Raw genomic sequence first — 16,949 nt, forward strand, 5'->3', positions numbered from 1 at the left:
AGTGCCCACACAGATTGATAGGTTTATATTGTTAAAGAGCTTTGCTTTGCGAGAAGTTTTCTCTCAAAGCGGAGGTGCATTCTAACGAGATAATTTGAAGAGTCAAACACTTTTTCAAATTTCTTTTCTCAGAAGTTTTTCACCTCTATGACCTTGGCTGAAGCCTTGTGGCGTCTGCCGTGTCAGTGGGAGCGCATTATAGGGAGTTAAGCTTTTAGCGCAACCCCTTTTTCAAAAAAAATTAAAAAAAATACCATTTCGTTGAATAAAGCAGCAAAAAGGCAAAAAAGAGAGCGTTTTTGCTCTCTTTTTCTGAAGTTAACTAGCTTTTAAATGAAAGCATAAGCATCTGCAAACATGTGTTCACTCTTTGCATTCTTGTTTTGCGTAAACTGTTCACGCGCAGCCCCTGCCATTTCAAAACGACCTGCAATATAGATATCGTAATCTTCTAATGATTCGAAGTCTTCAGTAATGGCTTGCAATACATTACCCACTTTGCCTTTCCATTGAGTATTTGCTTCTTCCACTACAGGAACAAAATGAACATTACTATGATGTTCAGCGATCTCATTCAGTTCCTCTTTAGCATACAATTGGCAATCATCACGACCACCCCAGTATAAATAGATGGTGTTCTTTTTATTTTGTGCCACACAATGGTCGAGGATCGAACGAACATAGCTAAAACCTGTTCCACCGGCAATGAGTAGCAGAGGACGTTCACTTTCTTCTCTTATCCAAGCTTCACCATGGGGCGCATCAATGGTGATCTCACCGTCTTCCGCCAGCGCTTTTTGCATTGCTTCTACCACTTCAATCGCATAAGCATTATGTTCTGCAGCACCAATATGCAATTCAAGCTCACCTTGATGTCGGCAAGGACTACTTGCGATAGAGAAAGGACGTTTATCTTTCTCACCCATAACAACCATCAAGTATTGTCCCGCTTTGAAGCTTACCGGACTTTCTGGGTGAAGTAGGATTTGGTATGTATTGCAGGCTAACGGCTGAATAGACTTAACTTTACATTGAATGCTCATGGTCTTCCTCTAATCTTACTCTTCAAAAGTAAGTACTAAATTACTTTCTGCAAAGGCCTGACAAGCAAATATCCACCCTTGTTGTTGCTCTTTCTCTGTGAGCATAGGTTCAAGGTGATATGTAACTTCGCCTTCTATTTTTCTACATAGGCAGGCTGCACATGCTCCTACCTGACAACGATGCGGGAAGCAAATATTGTTGTTGAGCGCAGCTTCCAGCACCGTTTGCCCATCTTGTATTTCAAATTTTAGGTTATTTGGATGCAAGACAGCGATATGGCTCATAGGATACCTAACTTATTCCATATCGTATCGATTTTCGCCACAAGTTGAGGATCTTTCTTGATAGGCGTCCCCCATTCTCGAACAATTTCTTCACCTTCAACTTTGTTCGTTGCATCCAACACGAGACGTGAAGAGCTTTGCTCAAGGTTGGTGACTTGTTTAGTGTCGCGTTTTGGATCCATACGCGTGGTGATCGCCCAAATGATATCGTTCCAATCTTTAGCGTTTACGTCATCATCACAAACAACAATAAACTTAGGCTCCCCTCGCTCTAGAAGAAGCTGCTCAACTTTTTCTGCCAGTTGCTGCGATTGACCAGCATACTCTTTCTTCATCGTTACGACGGCAAAGCTGTTATTCATTGCAGTCGGAGGAATATAGATATCAACGACTTCTGGATTTTGCTCGATAAAAGCATCAAGTTCTGCTTGGGTTGATTGAGAGTGCTGTTGATCACTCTGCTGCGAACCAACCAATTCAGCTTGCCACTTCATAGTCGCATCTAAGCCCATTTTTGAGCCAAGCCCAGCAACTGGTGAGGCGAAATCGAGAGAATCAATTGGCGTGTTTTCAATAAACAAAGTATCTTGCACTGGGTCCATATGCTCTGTCATCGCTTTGACAACATCATTCCAATTACGCGCATCAACACTGTCATCGCAAACGACAACAAACTTGGTATACATGAACTGACGAAGGAAAGACCACACACCCATCATGACGCGCTTGGCATGACCTGGGTATTGCTTCTTCATCGTTACCACGGCCATTCGGTACGAACAACCTTCTGGTGGCAAATAGAAATCTTCAATCTCAGGAAACTGTTTTTGCAGAATCGGCACAAACACTTCATTCAGTGCTACGCCTAGTACAGCAGGCTCATCAGGTGGACGACCAGTATAGGTACTGTGGTAAATAGGCTCTTTACGCATGGTGATATGCGTAATGGTAAACACATGGTGCTTTTCTTTTTCGTTGTAGTAGCCAGTATGATCGCCATAAGGCCCTTCATCAGCGAATTCGTTAGGATCAATGTACCCTTCGAGAACAATCTCTGCACTGGCAGGGACTTCTAAGTCATTGCTTATCGATTTAACCACTTCGGTTTTACTGCCACGCAGCAGACCTGCAAACGCATATTCAGATAGCGTATCTGGTACTGGTGTTACGGCGCCTAGAATAGTGGCGGGATCCGCTCCAAAAGCGACGGAGACGGGAAAAAGTTCACCCGGATGTTTTTCCATCCAATCACGTAAGTCTAGTGCACCCCCTCGGTGAGCTAACCAACGCATAATAATTTTATTCTTGCCTAACTTCTGCTGACGATAAATCCCAAGGTTCTGGCGCTTTTTGTTTGGTCCACGTGTAACCGTTAGTCCCCATGTTAAAAGCGGAGCGACATCGTCTTGCCAGCAACTCATCACTGGGACTTTATCGAGATCGACCGCATCACCACTCCAAATCACTTCCTGACAAGGCGCTTTACGCAAGCGCTTAGCCGGCATATTTAGTACTTGTTTGAACAGCGGTAATTTGTCCAATGCATCTTTAAAACCCTTTGGCGGTTCTGGCTCTTTTAGATAGGCCAACAGCTTTCCAACTTCGCGAAGTTCTTTGACATGCTGGCGCCCCATGCCGATTGCTACACGTTCCGGCGTGCCAAATAAATTGGTTAGCACTGGCATTTGGTAACCAATGGGATTTTCAAACAGAAGAGCAGGACCACCAGCACGCAAAGTACGATCGCTGATCTCGGTCATTTCATAGTGAGGGTCTACCGGGTGAGTAATGCGTTTTAATTTGCCTTCTTGCTCCAAGTGGCTGATAAAATCGCGTAAATCCTTAAAACTCATAGGCCTTTTACTGGCTGGTTAATCTTCGGGCAGTATATCAAAAAGAGGAACCTGACGATCCCTCTTTTTAGTGTGGTTTCTATTACCAATCGTGTCAGGGATTTAGCACGCCCAAAATAGCACGATGTTTTACATTGGGATTTTGAGCAATTAACTCTTCTAACCAAGAACGATAACCCTGTTGTGCCAACGCTTCTGCAACTAAAGGCGCTTCTTCCGATAAGGTCATACGCGACACTAAAAACGCTTTCACATTTTCTGGCATCGGTTCAACACGGCTCAACGCCTGAATTGCTTGTGCTTTCAAGCTCGGATTTGACGCCGCTAGCATGACTTGTTGCAGAGAAAATGTATCAGCAACTCGAGCTAACCGTGCCAATTCATGCTCACTGTTGTAATCGGCACGCATTAACCATAGCAGCTTATACATATTTGCATCTTCACTCACTTGCGCTAAACGCACTACAACGGCAGAAGAAGGAAGCCAACTGGTTACCGCTTTTTCTGTTAATTGCTCAACTAAGAAAGAAACGGCCTCTGGTGACAAGCTGTCCATTTCTCTAATAAGCAATGCTTCTCTGGTTTGTACCAAAGACTCACTGCCACGCAACCAATCTTTTAAATTCAACTCTTTTCGCTCAGCTTCAAGTACAAATTCTAATGTGGATTGATCTTGTTTCCACCGTTTGAGCAATCGGCTCGCGATAGCAGGATAATTAAAGGCTGGCACAGTAAATTCATAGCCATCACCGCGCTCGAGGATTTTATAGGTAGGAACCATGGCTTTTTGCTGTTCAACAAATATTGCCATATGAGGGGATAATATGATCTGCTGGTTTTCTATTTTCTTAAGCAGTAGGTAACGGACAACTTCTTGCTCGGGCAAGGCTAAGCGCTCAAGCGCAAAGCTGAGAGAGTCTATCTCATCTTCAACGACATACTGCAGCATTTCAGCGACCTTTTGCTGCAATTGTTCGTCTTGCAGCCACTGTTCAACCGTAGCGGGTTGCATCTCAGTGGCAGAGATAACAGGAGAGCCTGTCATTAACGTAAGTGACAGGAGAACTGACGACAACATTCCTTGTTGCATGTTAACCTCCTTGTAACATTTCATCCATTGTGAAGACTGTTTAACAAGAATGCAAACAAAAACGCCACCTCGAATAGAGGTGGCGTTTAAAAACTCTTATGAAGAATTACTGACGACGCATCGCATCAAAGAATTCATCATTGGTCTTGGTCATTGCTAGCTTATCGATCAAGAACTCCATTGCATCGATTTCGCCCATTGGGTGAACAATCTTACGCAGAATCCACATCTTCTGTAGTTCATCGTTCTTAGTAAGCAGCTCTTCACGACGAGTACCAGAGCGGTTGAAATCAATCGCTGGGAAAACACGTTTTTCAGCAATCTTACGGTTCAGGTGAATTTCCATGTTACCTGTACCTTTAAACTCTTCGTAGATCACTTCATCCATCTTAGAGCCAGTATCAACTAGAGCCGTTGCTAGGATAGTTAAGCTACCACCCTCTTCAACGTTACGAGCTGCACCGAAGAAACGCTTAGGACGGTGCAATGCGTTTGCATCCACACCACCCGTTAGTACTTTGCCTGATGAAGGTACTACAGTGTTGTATGCACGAGCTAGACGCGTGATAGAGTCAAGCAAGATAACCACGTCTTTCTTATGTTCAACAAGACGTTTTGCTTTCTCGATAACCATTTCTGCAACTTGTACGTGGCGCGACGCTGGTTCATCGAATGTTGACGCAATCACTTCACCTTTAACTAGGCGTTGCATCTCAGTAACTTCTTCCGGACGTTCGTCGATAAGAAGTACCATTAGCTCACACTCTGGGTGGTTGTAGGCAATACTTTGAGCAATGTTTTGCAGCAGCATTGTCTTACCCGCTTTAGGCGGAGCAACGATCAGACCACGCTGACCTTTACCAATTGGAGACGCAAGGTCTAGAACTCGAGCCGTAATGTCTTCAGTAGAGCCATTACCACGCTCCATCACCATGCGCTCATTGGCATGCAGAGGAGTCAAGTTCTCAAATAAAATCTTGTTACGCGCATTATCCGGTTTGTCTGCATTAACCGTGTTAACTTTCAATAGCGCAAAGTAACGTTCACCATCTTTTGGTGGGCGAATCTTACCGGCAATCGAATCACCAGTGCGTAAGTTGAAACGACGAATCTGACTTGGAGATACGTAGATATCATCTGGACCAGCAAGGTATGAGCTGTCAGCACTGCGTAGGAAGCCAAAGCCGTCTTGAAGAATTTCCAGCACCCCGTCGCCAAATATATCTTCACCACTTTTCGCATGTGCTTTAAGGATGGCGAAGATGATGTCTTGTTTTCTCAGACGCGCCAGGTTTTCCAGGCCTAAGCTTTCGCCAAGTTTCACAAGCTCAGACACAGGTCTGTTCTTCAGTTCTGTTAGATTCATGGTGGTGGATACTTGTTTAGTCAAAATAGGATCTGTTTTCTAGTTAAGATGGATTTGGTCACAGGATCGACCAAGAAGAGAATTCTGTTTAATTAACGTGCGATAAATTAGCACTAAATACTAGCCTAGTCTATCTTTTGTTGTGGTTCAAAAATAAAACCGTGCGCAATTTTTTGGCACGGTTTTATTTTTGCGAGATTAAAGGTTTGCGTCTAAAAACTCTTTTAGTTGAGTCTTAGACAATGCGCCAACCTTTGTTGCCGCAACACTACCGTCTTTAAATAGCAGCAGCGTTGGAATACCACGAATACCAAACTTAGGTGGAGTACCTGCGTTATGGTCAATATTCAGTTTACCGATAGTGAGTTTGCCTTCGTACTCATCTGCGATTTCGTCAAGAATCGGCGCAATCATTTTACAAGGACCACACCACTCTGCCCAAAAATCGACCAGAACTGGGCCTGCAGCGTTGATTACATCGTTTTCAAAACCGTCATCAGTTAGCTGCAAAATCTTGTCACTCATCTTCCACTCCAATGTGTTTTTTCTGAACTGGTTTAATGATAGCCAGTAAATAGATGCCCTATTGGAATGTATTTACTTTCGTATTGCAAGCTTAAGCTGATATTCTATAGCAATGAAAAAGACGCATATCACAGAGCAAAAGTTCGCCGATTTGGGTTTACACCCCCAAGTTACTGAAGGATTGGAGAAAAAAGGGTTCGAGTTTTGTACCCCGATCCAAGCCTTGGCGTTGCCGGTACTGCTCACCGGCCAAGACATTGCAGGTCAGGCTCAAACAGGTACAGGTAAAACCCTGGCTTTTCTGACCGCTACTTTTAACCATTTGCTAAATACGCCAGAACATGAAGGACGTAAGCCAACGCAGCCACGTGCCATTATTATGGCTCCGACCCGTGAGTTGGCGATCCAAATTTTCAATGATGCGGCACCATTAATTGAGAGTACGGGTATCAAAGCTGCACTGGCTTACGGCGGTGAAAGCTACGATAAGCAACTCGGTAAACTAGAAAATGGCGTTGATGTACTGATTGGCACCACTGGCCGTATTATCGATTTCTACAAGCAACGCGTGTTTAACCTAAACCATATTCAAGCTGTTGTTCTTGATGAAGCGGACCGCATGTTTGATATGGGCTTTATTAAAGACATTCGTTTCTTGTTCCGTCGCATGCCTGAACCAAAAGAGCGTTTGAACATGTTGTTCTCGGCAACACTGTCTTACCGCGTACAAGAATTAGCTTTCGAGCACATGCACAACCCAGAGCATGTGGTGGTTGAGCCAGAAGTGAAAACGGGTCACCGTATTCAAGAAGAGTTGTTCTCCCCTTCTAACGAACACAAAATGGCACTACTACAAACGCTGATTGAAGAAGAATGGCCAGAGCGCGCGATAATTTTCGCCAACACCAAACACAAATGTGAATCCATTTGGGGCCACCTTGCTGCCGATGGTCACCGTGTGGGTCTACTAACAGGTGACGTGCCACAGAAAAAACGTGAGCGAATCCTAGATCAATTTACCAAAGGGGATGTTGACCTTTTGGTGGCAACCGATGTGGCAGCTCGTGGTTTACATATTCCGCAAGTGACGCACGTGTTCAACTTCGATCTTCCTGACGATTGTGAAGATTACGTTCATCGTATCGGCCGTACTGGTCGTGCTGGTGCAAGTGGTCACTCAATCAGCTTTGCATGTGAAGATTACGCGATTAACCTTCCACCGATTGAAGAATACATTGAGCACGCGATCCCGGTATCGGATTACGATCCAAGTGCCCTAATTGAAGATTTACCTGCACCGATCCGCATGCGTTCAAACCGTCCGCAGCAGCGTCGTACTAACACAGGTGGTTCGCGTTCGGGTAACCGTCGTCAAAACAATCGCTCTCGCCAACGTCAACAAAAGGATTCTTAAGTAGACTATGACTCAAGCTGTTTCCTCTCCGCTCTACGCAGCCATCGACCTCGGGTCGAACAGTTTTCATATGCTCGTGGTGCGTCACATCGATGGTAGCGTACAAACCATGGCAAAAATTAAGCGCAAGGTTCGCCTTGCTGCTGGTCTGGACGAAAATAATGCGCTCAGTCAGGAAGCCATGCAGCGTGGTTGGGATTGCTTGAGTCTGTTTGCAGAACGTCTCCAAGACATTCCACAAGAAAATATCCGTATTGTGGGAACGGCTACCTTACGTACCGCAACTAATGTTGCGGTATTTTTGGAAAAAGCCAATCAGATCCTTGGCCACAATATTGACGTCATTTCTGGTGAAGAAGAAGCCGCAACTATTTATAAAGGGGTGGCGCATACATCGGGTGGTTTAGGTCGCCGCCTTGTGGTCGATATTGGTGGCGCCAGTACTGAGCTGATCATCGGTGAAGGTTTTGATGCCAGTGCACTCACCAGCCTAAAAATGGGCTGCGTCACTTGGTTAGAACGCCATTTTAAAGATCGTCAGCTAACCGCAACCAACTTCAACAATGCCATTGCCGCAGCAAAAGAGACCTTACAGCCTATTCTTGAGCAATATACAACTCTTGGTTGGGATGTGTGCGTAGGTGCCTCAGGCACGGTACAGGCATTACAAGAAATCATGTTGGCACAAGGGATGGATGAAGTGATCACCCATGCCAAGCTCAAACGGCTACAAAAACAAGCCATGCTAGCTGATCACCTAGAAGAGCTTGAAATTGAGGGCTTAACGCTGGAGCGTGCTTTAGTGTTCCCAAGTGGCCTTTCGATCCTGATCGCGATTTTTGAACTGCTTGAAATCGACTCAATGACACTAGCTGGCGGTGCACTACGTGAAGGTCTGGTGTATGAAATGGTGCAAGAGCTACGTCAAGATGATATCCGTGCCCGCACGATCAGTAGCGTTCAACAGCGTTACCAGCTTGATGTTCAGTACGCAGAACAGGTTTCCACTTTAGCCAGCAAGCTACTGACACAATGTGGTGGCCGAAACTGGATTGAAGAAGCGCACGCGGAAATACTGTTGCAAACCGCCGCCAAGCTGCATGAAATCGGCCTAACCATCGATTTCAAAAAAGGCGGCGAACACAGTGCTTACCTGCTGCAAAATCTCGATTTACCTGGTTATACCCGTGCTCAAAAACATTATTTGGGTGAAGTGGTCCGTCGTTATCGTGAACAACTCACCTCGTTGCCAGAACAGCACGCTTTATCAGGCAACAGTGGTAAACGGGTGCTACGTTTGCTGCGCTTAGCGGTGTTACTAACTCACAGACGTAATCCTTCACTTGAGCCGCACATTACGCTACGTGCTGAAAACGACAAGTTAACGCTTTCCATTGATGAGCAGTGGCTGGCACGTAACCCACTCACCGCTGCTGAACTGGAAATCGAAGCGAACCGCCAAACCGACATTGGCTGGCCACTCGCCATTCATGCTCAGTAATAGCAAGGCTCCTTAAGGAGCCTTTTTTGTTCCTATAGCCGCCGTTGTACAGCTCTCATAGTATTTGGACACCCATGATCCAAATGCTTCATTCAAGTTTATCCTTATCAAAAAAAAGCCGCCTTATTTACAAGGCGGCTTTTACTTTCAATAAATTAGACTCAATGTTACATCGCAGTCGTCGGTTTAAACTCGGGATTGGATGCCGTGATCTTTTTAATCAGGTAGTTCAACAGCACACCATACATTGGCACAAACAGGCCAAGGCTAATCACAAGCTTAAAGCCATAATCCACCAGTGCAATTTCTTGCCAGTGTTGCGCCATAAATGGATCTGGACTTTGGTAAAACGCTATCGCAAAGAAAGCGATGGTATCGAGGGCATTACCAAACAAGGTGGAACATGTGGGTGCAACCCACCACTGTTTCATTTGACGCAGACGATTAAACACATGCACATCCATAATTTGTCCAAGCAAATACGCCATGAAGCTAGCGATTGCGATACGTGCAACAAACAAATTAAATTCGCCAAGATGAGAGAGGCCCTGAAACTGACCTTCGAAAAACAGCACCGATAAAACGTACGACACCAAGAGCGCTGGGAGCATCACTAAGAAAATGATTTTACGAGCCAGCTTAGCGCCAAAAATTCGCACCGTAAGATCCGTGGCCAGAAAAATGAATGGGAAGGTAAATGCCCCCCAAGTGGTATGAAAACCAAAGACAGTAAAGGGTAGTTGAACCAGATAATTGCTCGATGCAATGATGATCAGATGAAAAATGACCAGATAAAAAAGGGCGTTGCGCTGCTGCGCAGGGGTAAAGTTACTCATGCGATACCTTTTTAGTTTGGTTTGGGGGTGAGGGAACCCAAATCGAATCAATTTGCACCGCAAACGGACTCTTACCAACAATGTCAAAATAAACGCTGACAATCAGCGCAATAAAGTTTGCTCATAAATGAGCGGGCGCTGATTATACATTAATCAAATCAGGCTGCAATGGTGGGAAAAGACGCAAACGTTTAAGAGCTAAAATCTACGTTGAAATAAGCCAGCAAGATAATCGAGTTCTTCTTTACTGTCGCAGATGGATAAGGCTTCCAACCAAACACATTCGCTGTAATGCTCCGCTTTTAAAAAGAGCTGGCAACCTTCAAAGTCAATCAACCAAGAATGGATATCGGCATCCCATTGTTTCTCCACTGGCGTAGCAGACAGCAATGACAACAGTTTATCACCAAGTAATGGGAAGCTGTCGTAGTCAAAGCGTGGGGTAGTTATAATGATCCGGCCTTGCTCAGCATCATATTCTGCTAAACCAAATTCCTTTTGTGCATCAGCCATGATGAGTAATGTGCTCCTGAATTAAATCTAAAAATGGATCGGCGTATTTTTCCAGCTTACGCTCCCCGACTCCATTCACCGCCAGCATTTCACCGTAAGACGTCGGTAATATTTCTGCCATATCAATCAAGGTAGCGTCACTGAATACCACATACGGTGGCAATCCATCTTCGTCGGCAATCGACTTACGCAGCTTACGCAATTTGGCAAACAGCTTCTTATCGTAATGCTTGTTGGACAATTTTTCTGACTTCGCAGCACGTGCCGCTGTGTCTAAGCGTGGTACAGCCAGCTCGAGTTCCATATCTCCCCGCAACAATGGCCTCGCTTCTTCCGTCAGCTGCAAAGTCGAATTGCGGGTGATGTTTTGGAACAGCAACCCCTTGTGGATCAGTTGGCGGAAAATACTCACCCAGTAGTCGTGGCTATGATCGCGCCCGAGACCATAGGTTGAGAGCTTATCATGACCATTTTCACGTACCCGAATGTTTTGCATACCGCGCAACACTTCAACCACATATCCCATACCAAAGCTCTGATTGACTCGATAAACACAAGATAACGCTTTACGCGCTTCATCAGTGGCATCAAATCGTTTCGGGGGATCTAGGCAAATATCGCAGTTGCCACAAGGTTGCTCGCGATATTCACCAAAATAGTTCAGCAATACCTGTCGACGACAGGTTTGCGCTTCCGCAAAGGCACTCATTGCATTCAGTTTATGCGCTTCAACCTGTTTCTGTGGCCCTTCGTCTTTCTCGTCCAACATACGGCGCAGCCAACTGATATCTGCTGGGTCATACAACATCATCGCTTCGGCTGGTAGGCCATCACGACCAGCACGTCCCGTCTCCTGATAGTAAGACTCGATGTTACGCGGGATGTCAAAATGCACCACAAAGCGCACATTGGGCTTGTTGATGCCCATGCCAAATGCCACCGTCGCTACAACGATTTGAATATCATCGCGCTGAAATGCTTCCTGGACATACGCACGCTCATCGGCGTCTAGCCCTGCGTGATAACTTGCCGCTCGAATGTGGTTATTGCATAGTTTTTCTGTCAGCATCTCGACCTTCTTGCGGCTACCGCAATAGATGATGCCGCAATTGCCCCGCTGCCCATCAAGAAAACGGATGATCTGAGAAACTGGCTTGTGCTTTTCCACCAAGTTATAGCGGATGTTCGGCCGGTCAAAACTGCCAAGATAACTATGAGGGTCATTGAGGTGCAGACGATGAGTAATGTCAGTGCGAGTTGCATCATCTGCGGTGGCGGTCAGTGCCATGAATGGTACGTGTGAAAACTGCTGTTTTAGCTGACCAAGTGCCGCGTATTCCGGACGAAAATCGTGTCCCCACTGAGAAATACAATGTGCTTCATCAACCGCAATCATCGAAAGTGGCAGGTTGTGCAAACGCTCGATGAAATCTCGCATCAACACTCGCTCTGGTGATACATACACGAGTTTGATAGCACCAGAATGCATCCGGTTGTACACCGACAGCAACGCCTCTCGACTCATTGTGGAATTGATGCATTCGGCTGCAACACCATTGGCCTTTAATTGGTCGACCTGATCTTTCATCAAAGAGATCAGCGGAGAAATAACCAGTGTGATCCCTTCTCGCACCAAGGCAGGGATTTGGTAACAAAGAGATTTACCACCACCGGTAGGCATGATCACCAGACAGTCTTGCCCTTGAACTACCGCATCAATCACCTCTTGTTGACCATCACGAAATTGCTGATAGCCGAATACGGTTTCTAATACAGTTTGAGGGCTGGTTGATCGCTCAGGTTGTTCGGCTAACAGTGTCGAGGTCATTCAATTCTCTGTTGGATATCGAGTGTCGTTGCAGGTGCAAAGCAAAGCGCACATTGTATACCCAACCACTCACAATAAGCGAGCTTCTCAACGATTCCTTAGTCCATAGTTATTGCATGGTTATTCGATAAGGTCATGACGACTATCGCCGCAAATTGTTAGGAAGATTGCAAGTTACCCCCGTATACTTCGATTCTGCTCAACCGATTTAAAGGGGATAAACAATGACACCCGAAGAACAACAAAGAGCGCGTCAGGGTATTTTCCTCGCTATTGGCGCTTACACCATGTGGGGCATTGCACCAATTTACTTTAAAGCCATTAGTTCGGTCTCTCCGCTTGAAATATTGAGCCATCGCGTGGTGTGGTCATTTGTATTGCTCGCCGTATTACTGCATTTTGGCCGCCATTGGCACAGCGTCCGTGATGTTATCCAAAATAAAACTAAGCTGCTGTTTTTGATTTCAACAGCGGTGTTAGTTGGCGTCAATTGGCTAATTTTCATCTGGGCGGTCAATGCGAACCACATGCTTGATGCCAGTTTGGGCTATTACATTAACCCGTTAATCAATGTGGTGCTGGGGATGCTATTTCTCGGTGAGCGCTTACGTAAATTACAGTGGTTTGCCGTCGGTTTAGCTGCATGCGGCGTGTTGGTGCAGCTCATTGCTTTTGGTTCTGTTCCTATCGTCGCGATCGCACTGGCTTGTACTTTTGGCTGCTACGGCCTGCTTCGCAAAAAAGTCAGTGTGAGTGCACTGACAGGCTTATTTATTGAAACCTTAGTAATGCTGCCTGCTGCGGCCATTTATTTATTGTGGCTTACTGACTCTCCCACCGCAGACTTTGCCAACAACCCAACAACGCTCAACTTATTATTAGTCGCCGCGGGGGTAATCACCACCCTACCACTGCTGTGTTTCACTGGCGCGGCAACCCGATTAAAACTTTCAACCCTTGGCTTTTTCCAATACATAGGACCCAGCCTGATGTTTTTACTCGCCGTACTTGTGTATGGCGAAGCATTTACCTTAGATAAAGCCATCACCTTCGCCTTTATCTGGGGAGCCTTGGTCGTGTTCAGCTTCGATGGGTTAAAAACGAGTAAGCAGAGTAAGTTGAAAGCTATCAAACAAGAGTGATCGTTTTTTACAAGACATCTCAACGCTACAACGATAAGCTTGGTGAAAAATTCACCAAGCTTTTTTTGTGTCATGGATCAGGTCAGCTATCACAATACTCATAGCCCATCGATAAGTCTGATAGAAGCAAGCTATCAGCGCTTCGCTTTTTCACGTCACTATCATCTCGATCTTCATATTGGCCTTATCACACAAGGACAGCAAAAGTTTCACTACCAAGGTAGCTCACATCGGGTCAATCAGGGCCAGCTGGTTATTATGCAGCCCGATGAATTACATGATGGTCAATCTATCCTTGATTCTGGTTATCAAACCAAAATATTTTCGATCGACCCACTCTGGTTTAGCGATCTGGCAGATCCTAAGCAAAGCGGTCAAATTATCAGCTTTAATCAATTGATCATCTCGGATCCAGATATCTTTTCACACTTGTGCAACTTTCATCGACTATTGAATGAACAATCCATCAGTCAATTGGCGAAAGATTGCCTGCCTTTTGAAGGTCTTACCTTATTGCTCGATCGCTTTGGATCATTTGATCCTCGCCCATCACAACCTCTTGGTAAAAAGTCGATTTCTCTGCTAAAAGAATATTTGCTAGCCAACTTAGATCAGGCTATCCGGCTGGAACAACTGGCTCAATTATGTCAATTAAGCCCAACTCAATTTCAGCGTCATTTTAAAGCCCAAATGGGCATGACTCCTTACGCGTGGCTTAGCCGGCTTCGCTTAGAACAAGCAATGAAGTTACTCAAAGCGGGAATCTCTGGAACAGAGGTTGCGCACCAAGTTGGCTACTACGACCAAGCGCATTTCAGCAAAGCCTTTAAGCTCTCATTTGGGATTTCCCCTTCCCAGGTTAATTAGTGTCTATTGACCTTTCGAGCTGTTTTTTGCAGCGAAAAATCAACAGACCTTAATGTCGATTATTTACAAGTCCCCTATCGCAGCTTGCGGCATGATGCTTATCATTGATCATCAACGGAGTCTTTCATGAACGAGCTCACCATCCTTGCCACCTTAAGTACTGTCCATATTGTTGCCTTAATGAGCCCAGGGCCAGATGTCGCTTTAGTGGTTCAAAATGCCTCTCGATATGGTCGCCAGACTGGGTTATACATCGCGTTAGGGTTATCTTGTGGCATCTTGATTCATTCACTCTTGAGCCTAACAGGCGTCAGTTATTTGGTGCATCAACAACCAACGTTATTTGCCCTATTGCAAGTGATTGGTGGCAGTTACTTGCTCTATTTAGGTATCACAGCGCTACGCAGCGCACTTCACAACCGCGCGATTGGCTCAGAGAACAAAGAGCAACCTGCCCATTTGTTGTTAAGCAATAAACGACAAGCCTTCACTAAAGGGTTTGCCACCAATATTCTTAACCCCAAAGCACTCGTCTTTTTCGTCAGTTTGATGTCGAGCCTGATCCCAGCAGGCATGTCACTTGAAGGCAAAGCCAGCGCGTTAGCTTTATTGTTTAGCTTATCTTTAGGCTGGTTTTCTTTTTTAGCTTGGGTTTTATCGACCCACAAGCTACAACAAAAATTACAAGCCGTCACAACCTACACCGACACCGTATGTGGTTTTGTTTTCACCTTGATTGGTAGCGGAATATTATGGCAATCAATAATCCCACTGATTGACCAGTCTAAATTTTGATTCAATATTACAATTTCATAACAAACAGCTAGCTATTCAATTCGACCACTGCCAATCTGAGTTGAGTTCAATAGTGCTCTGTTGAACCCAATCAGATCTGCATATAACAAGGAGAAAAACCATGCAGTGGAAAAACACCCTCTTATCGACGTCTCTACTATTTGCTTCCACCACCCTCTGGGCTAACCAAGCCGCGGATTCCGTTGCTCCCGAACAAAGCAGCGGCACACAAGAAAAGCCATTAGTTACAGCAAAAAACTGGATGGTGACCGCAGCCAACCCAATTGCGACTCAAGCTGGCGCAGACATCTTAAAACAAGGTGGCAATGCCATTGATGCAATGGTGACAGTTCAGCTCATGCTTGGGTTGGTTGAACCTCAATCATCCGGGATCGGTGGTGGTGCCTTCTTAGTCTACTGGGATGCGAAAAAACAAGCTCTCACCACTTATGATGGCAGAGAAACCGCGCCGTTAAAGGCCACACCAACACTATTTCAAGATGAAAAAGGACAACCATTAGCGTTTTACGATGCTGTCGTTGGTGGGCGTTCTGTAGGTACCCCCGGCACCGTTAAGCTGATGTGGGACACCCATCAAAAATACGGCAAGCTACCGTGGAAGCAGCTCATTGAGCCTGTCATTCAACTAGCACAACACGGTTTTGAGATCAGCCCTCGTTTAGCCACATTGATCGCCAATGACGCCGAGCGCCTAAGCCGCTTCCCAACCACTAAAGCGTATTTCTTCAACCTTGATGGTTCACCAAAGACAGCGGGAACGGTACTGAAAAACCCCCACTATGCTGACACGCTGACCGCCATCGCAAAGCAAGGGGCAGCTGCGTTTTATCAAGGCCCAATTGCTGCTGATATTATCGATACGGTGAAACATGCCGCAGGGAACCCAGGAGTACTGGAGCTCAGGGATCTTTCAACGTATCAGGTAAAACAACGCGATGCCGTTTGTTCACCCTACCAAAACTACGAGATATGTGGCATGGGCCCTCCGAGCTCCGGCGCATTAACTGTCGGGCAGATCCTAACCATGACAGAGCAGTTTGATCTTAAAAAATGGGGAGCTGACAGCGCCACATCATGGCAAGTGATTGCAGATGCTTCTCGCTTAGCCTTTGCTGACCGCGGCATGTACATGGCTGATGAAGATTTTGTGCCAATGCCAACACAAGGCTTACTCGACCAAGCTTACCTCAAAGAGCGAGCCAAATTGATCACCACAGGTAAAGCGCTGGAAACCGTTTCGGCGGGAACGCCACCTTGGTCCTATGCACAAACACAGAGCCAAGATGAGTCCATCGAGCTACCTTCGACTAGCCACTTCAATGTGGTGGACAAAGAAGGCAATGTGGTCTCGATTACCACTACCATCGAGAATGCATTTGGTTCACGCTTAATGGTTCGGGGCTTTTTGCTTAATAACGAACTGACCGATTTCTCATTCCGCACCCATAAAGAAGGTCATCCAATTGCCAACCGTCTTGAACCGGGCAAACGTCCTCGCTCATCAATGGCGCCAACCATTATCATGCAAAATGAAAAACCTTATATGGCTATTGGCTCCCCTGGAGGCAGTCGCATCATAGGGTATGTTGCACAAGCTATCATTGCACACACCCAGTGGGACATGGATATCCAACAAGCGATCAATCAACCGCATTTGCTCAATCGATTCGGCGAACTGGATATCGAGCAAGGAACTTCTGCAGAGAAATTCGCACCAAAGCTAGAAAGTATGGGCTTTAAGGTCAATGTTCGCGATTTGAACTCAGGGTTGCATGTGATTCGTATGACTGAGTCAGGCTTAGAAGGTGCCGCGGATCCGCGCAGAGAAGGCATCGCCATCGGAGAGTAAAAAGAAACGCCCCTTGCTTGA

The 16,949-nt window shown here is 45.8% G+C and carries 15 protein-coding genes; 6 read left to right on the top strand and 9 right to left on the bottom strand.

All coding sequences use genetic code 11. The features are described from left to right. Positions 1-329: 329 nt before the first annotated feature. The 6 genes from fre to trxA all read right to left on the bottom strand — a co-directional run bounded on the left by fre (position 330) and on the right by trxA (position 6,162). Positions 330-1,043, bottom strand: coding sequence for an NAD(P)H-flavin reductase (gene fre, locus ACQEXS_RS17855; RefSeq protein ID WP_427012073.1), 714 nt, complete (start codon positions 1,041-1,043; stop codon positions 330-332). Between the two features lie 15 nt (positions 1,044-1,058). Further along, on the bottom strand, positions 1,059-1,328 hold the full coding sequence (locus ACQEXS_RS17860; protein ID WP_367987585.1) for a 2Fe-2S iron-sulfur cluster-binding protein: 270 nt from the start codon (positions 1,326-1,328) through the stop codon (positions 1,059-1,061). Continuing rightward, the gene (gene ubiD / locus ACQEXS_RS17865) at positions 1,325-3,181 is read right to left on the bottom strand and encodes a 4-hydroxy-3-polyprenylbenzoate decarboxylase (RefSeq protein WP_427014728.1); all 1,857 of its coding nucleotides are present in this window, start codon (positions 3,179-3,181) and stop codon (positions 1,325-1,327) included. Before ubiD ends, ACQEXS_RS17860 begins: the two co-directional genes overlap by 4 nt. Positions 3,182-3,275: 94 nt before the next feature. Beyond that, positions 3,276-4,271, bottom strand: a complete 996-nt coding sequence (locus ACQEXS_RS17870) for a hypothetical protein (protein WP_427014729.1) — start codon at positions 4,269-4,271, stop codon at positions 3,276-3,278. Positions 4,272-4,377: 106 nt separating this feature from the next. Beyond that, positions 4,378-5,637, bottom strand: a complete 1,260-nt coding sequence (gene rho / locus ACQEXS_RS17875; RefSeq protein ID WP_367989220.1) for a transcription termination factor Rho — start codon at positions 5,635-5,637, stop codon at positions 4,378-4,380. A gap of 198 nt (positions 5,638-5,835) precedes the next feature. Next, positions 5,836-6,162 (bottom strand): thioredoxin TrxA, encoded by a 327-nt coding sequence (gene trxA, locus ACQEXS_RS17880; RefSeq protein WP_047048192.1) that lies wholly within the window; start codon positions 6,160-6,162, stop codon positions 5,836-5,838. 112 nt (positions 6,163-6,274) lie between these two features. Here trxA and rhlB point away from each other — a divergent pair, with 112 nt between their 5' ends. Together rhlB and gppA are read left to right on the top strand one after the other, a co-directional pair. Further along, positions 6,275-7,576, top strand: a complete 1,302-nt coding sequence (gene rhlB / locus ACQEXS_RS17885; RefSeq protein WP_427014730.1) for an ATP-dependent RNA helicase RhlB — start codon at positions 6,275-6,277, stop codon at positions 7,574-7,576. A 7-nt stretch (positions 7,577-7,583) separates the two neighbouring features. Continuing rightward, positions 7,584-9,077 carry a guanosine-5'-triphosphate,3'-diphosphate diphosphatase gene (gene gppA / locus ACQEXS_RS17890; RefSeq protein ID WP_427012077.1) on the top strand — a complete coding sequence of 498 codons (1,494 nt, stop codon included), beginning with the start codon at positions 7,584-7,586 and terminating at the stop codon, positions 9,075-9,077. A 167-nt stretch (positions 9,078-9,244) separates the two neighbouring features. Here the strand turns inward: gppA and ACQEXS_RS17895 are convergent, their stop codons facing one another. From ACQEXS_RS17895 to recQ, 3 genes are all read right to left on the bottom strand, one after another. Further along, positions 9,245-9,913, bottom strand: coding sequence for a 7-cyano-7-deazaguanine/7-aminomethyl-7-deazaguanine transporter (locus ACQEXS_RS17895; RefSeq protein ID WP_427014731.1), 669 nt, complete (start codon positions 9,911-9,913; stop codon positions 9,245-9,247). Positions 9,914-10,111: 198 nt separating this feature from the next. Continuing rightward, entirely contained in the window at positions 10,112-10,426 is a 315-nt protein-coding gene (locus ACQEXS_RS17900; protein ID WP_427014732.1) for a DUF3630 family protein, read from the bottom strand. Then, on the bottom strand, positions 10,419-12,254 hold the full coding sequence (gene recQ / locus ACQEXS_RS17905) for an ATP-dependent DNA helicase RecQ (RefSeq protein WP_427014733.1): 1,836 nt from the start codon (positions 12,252-12,254) through the stop codon (positions 10,419-10,421). The genes ACQEXS_RS17900 and recQ overlap by 8 nt, the downstream gene beginning before the upstream one ends. 224 nt (positions 12,255-12,478) lie before the next feature. Here recQ and rarD point away from each other — a divergent pair, with 224 nt between their 5' ends. From rarD to ggt, 4 genes are all read left to right on the top strand, one after another. Then, entirely contained in the window at positions 12,479-13,396 is a 918-nt protein-coding gene (gene rarD, locus ACQEXS_RS17910) for an EamA family transporter RarD (RefSeq protein WP_427014734.1), read from the top strand. 72 nt (positions 13,397-13,468) lie between these two features. Then, positions 13,469-14,263: an AraC family ligand binding domain-containing protein gene (locus tag ACQEXS_RS17915; protein WP_427014782.1), complete on the top strand. Its 795-nt coding sequence runs from the start codon at positions 13,469-13,471 to the stop codon at positions 14,261-14,263. Between the two features lie 126 nt (positions 14,264-14,389). Further along, a complete protein-coding gene (locus tag ACQEXS_RS17920) occupies positions 14,390-15,058 on the top strand; it encodes a LysE family translocator (RefSeq protein WP_427012082.1) in 669 nt (222 codons plus the stop codon). Between the two features lie 121 nt (positions 15,059-15,179). Beyond that, positions 15,180-16,928, top strand: a complete 1,749-nt coding sequence (ggt, locus tag ACQEXS_RS17925) for a gamma-glutamyltransferase (protein ID WP_427014735.1) — start codon at positions 15,180-15,182, stop codon at positions 16,926-16,928. Positions 16,929-16,949 lie beyond the last annotated feature (21 nt).

Origin of the sequence: Vibrio sp. TRT 17S01, from assembly GCF_050113695.1 — a bacterium.
Classification (GTDB): Bacteria; Pseudomonadota; Gammaproteobacteria; order Enterobacterales; family Vibrionaceae; genus Vibrio.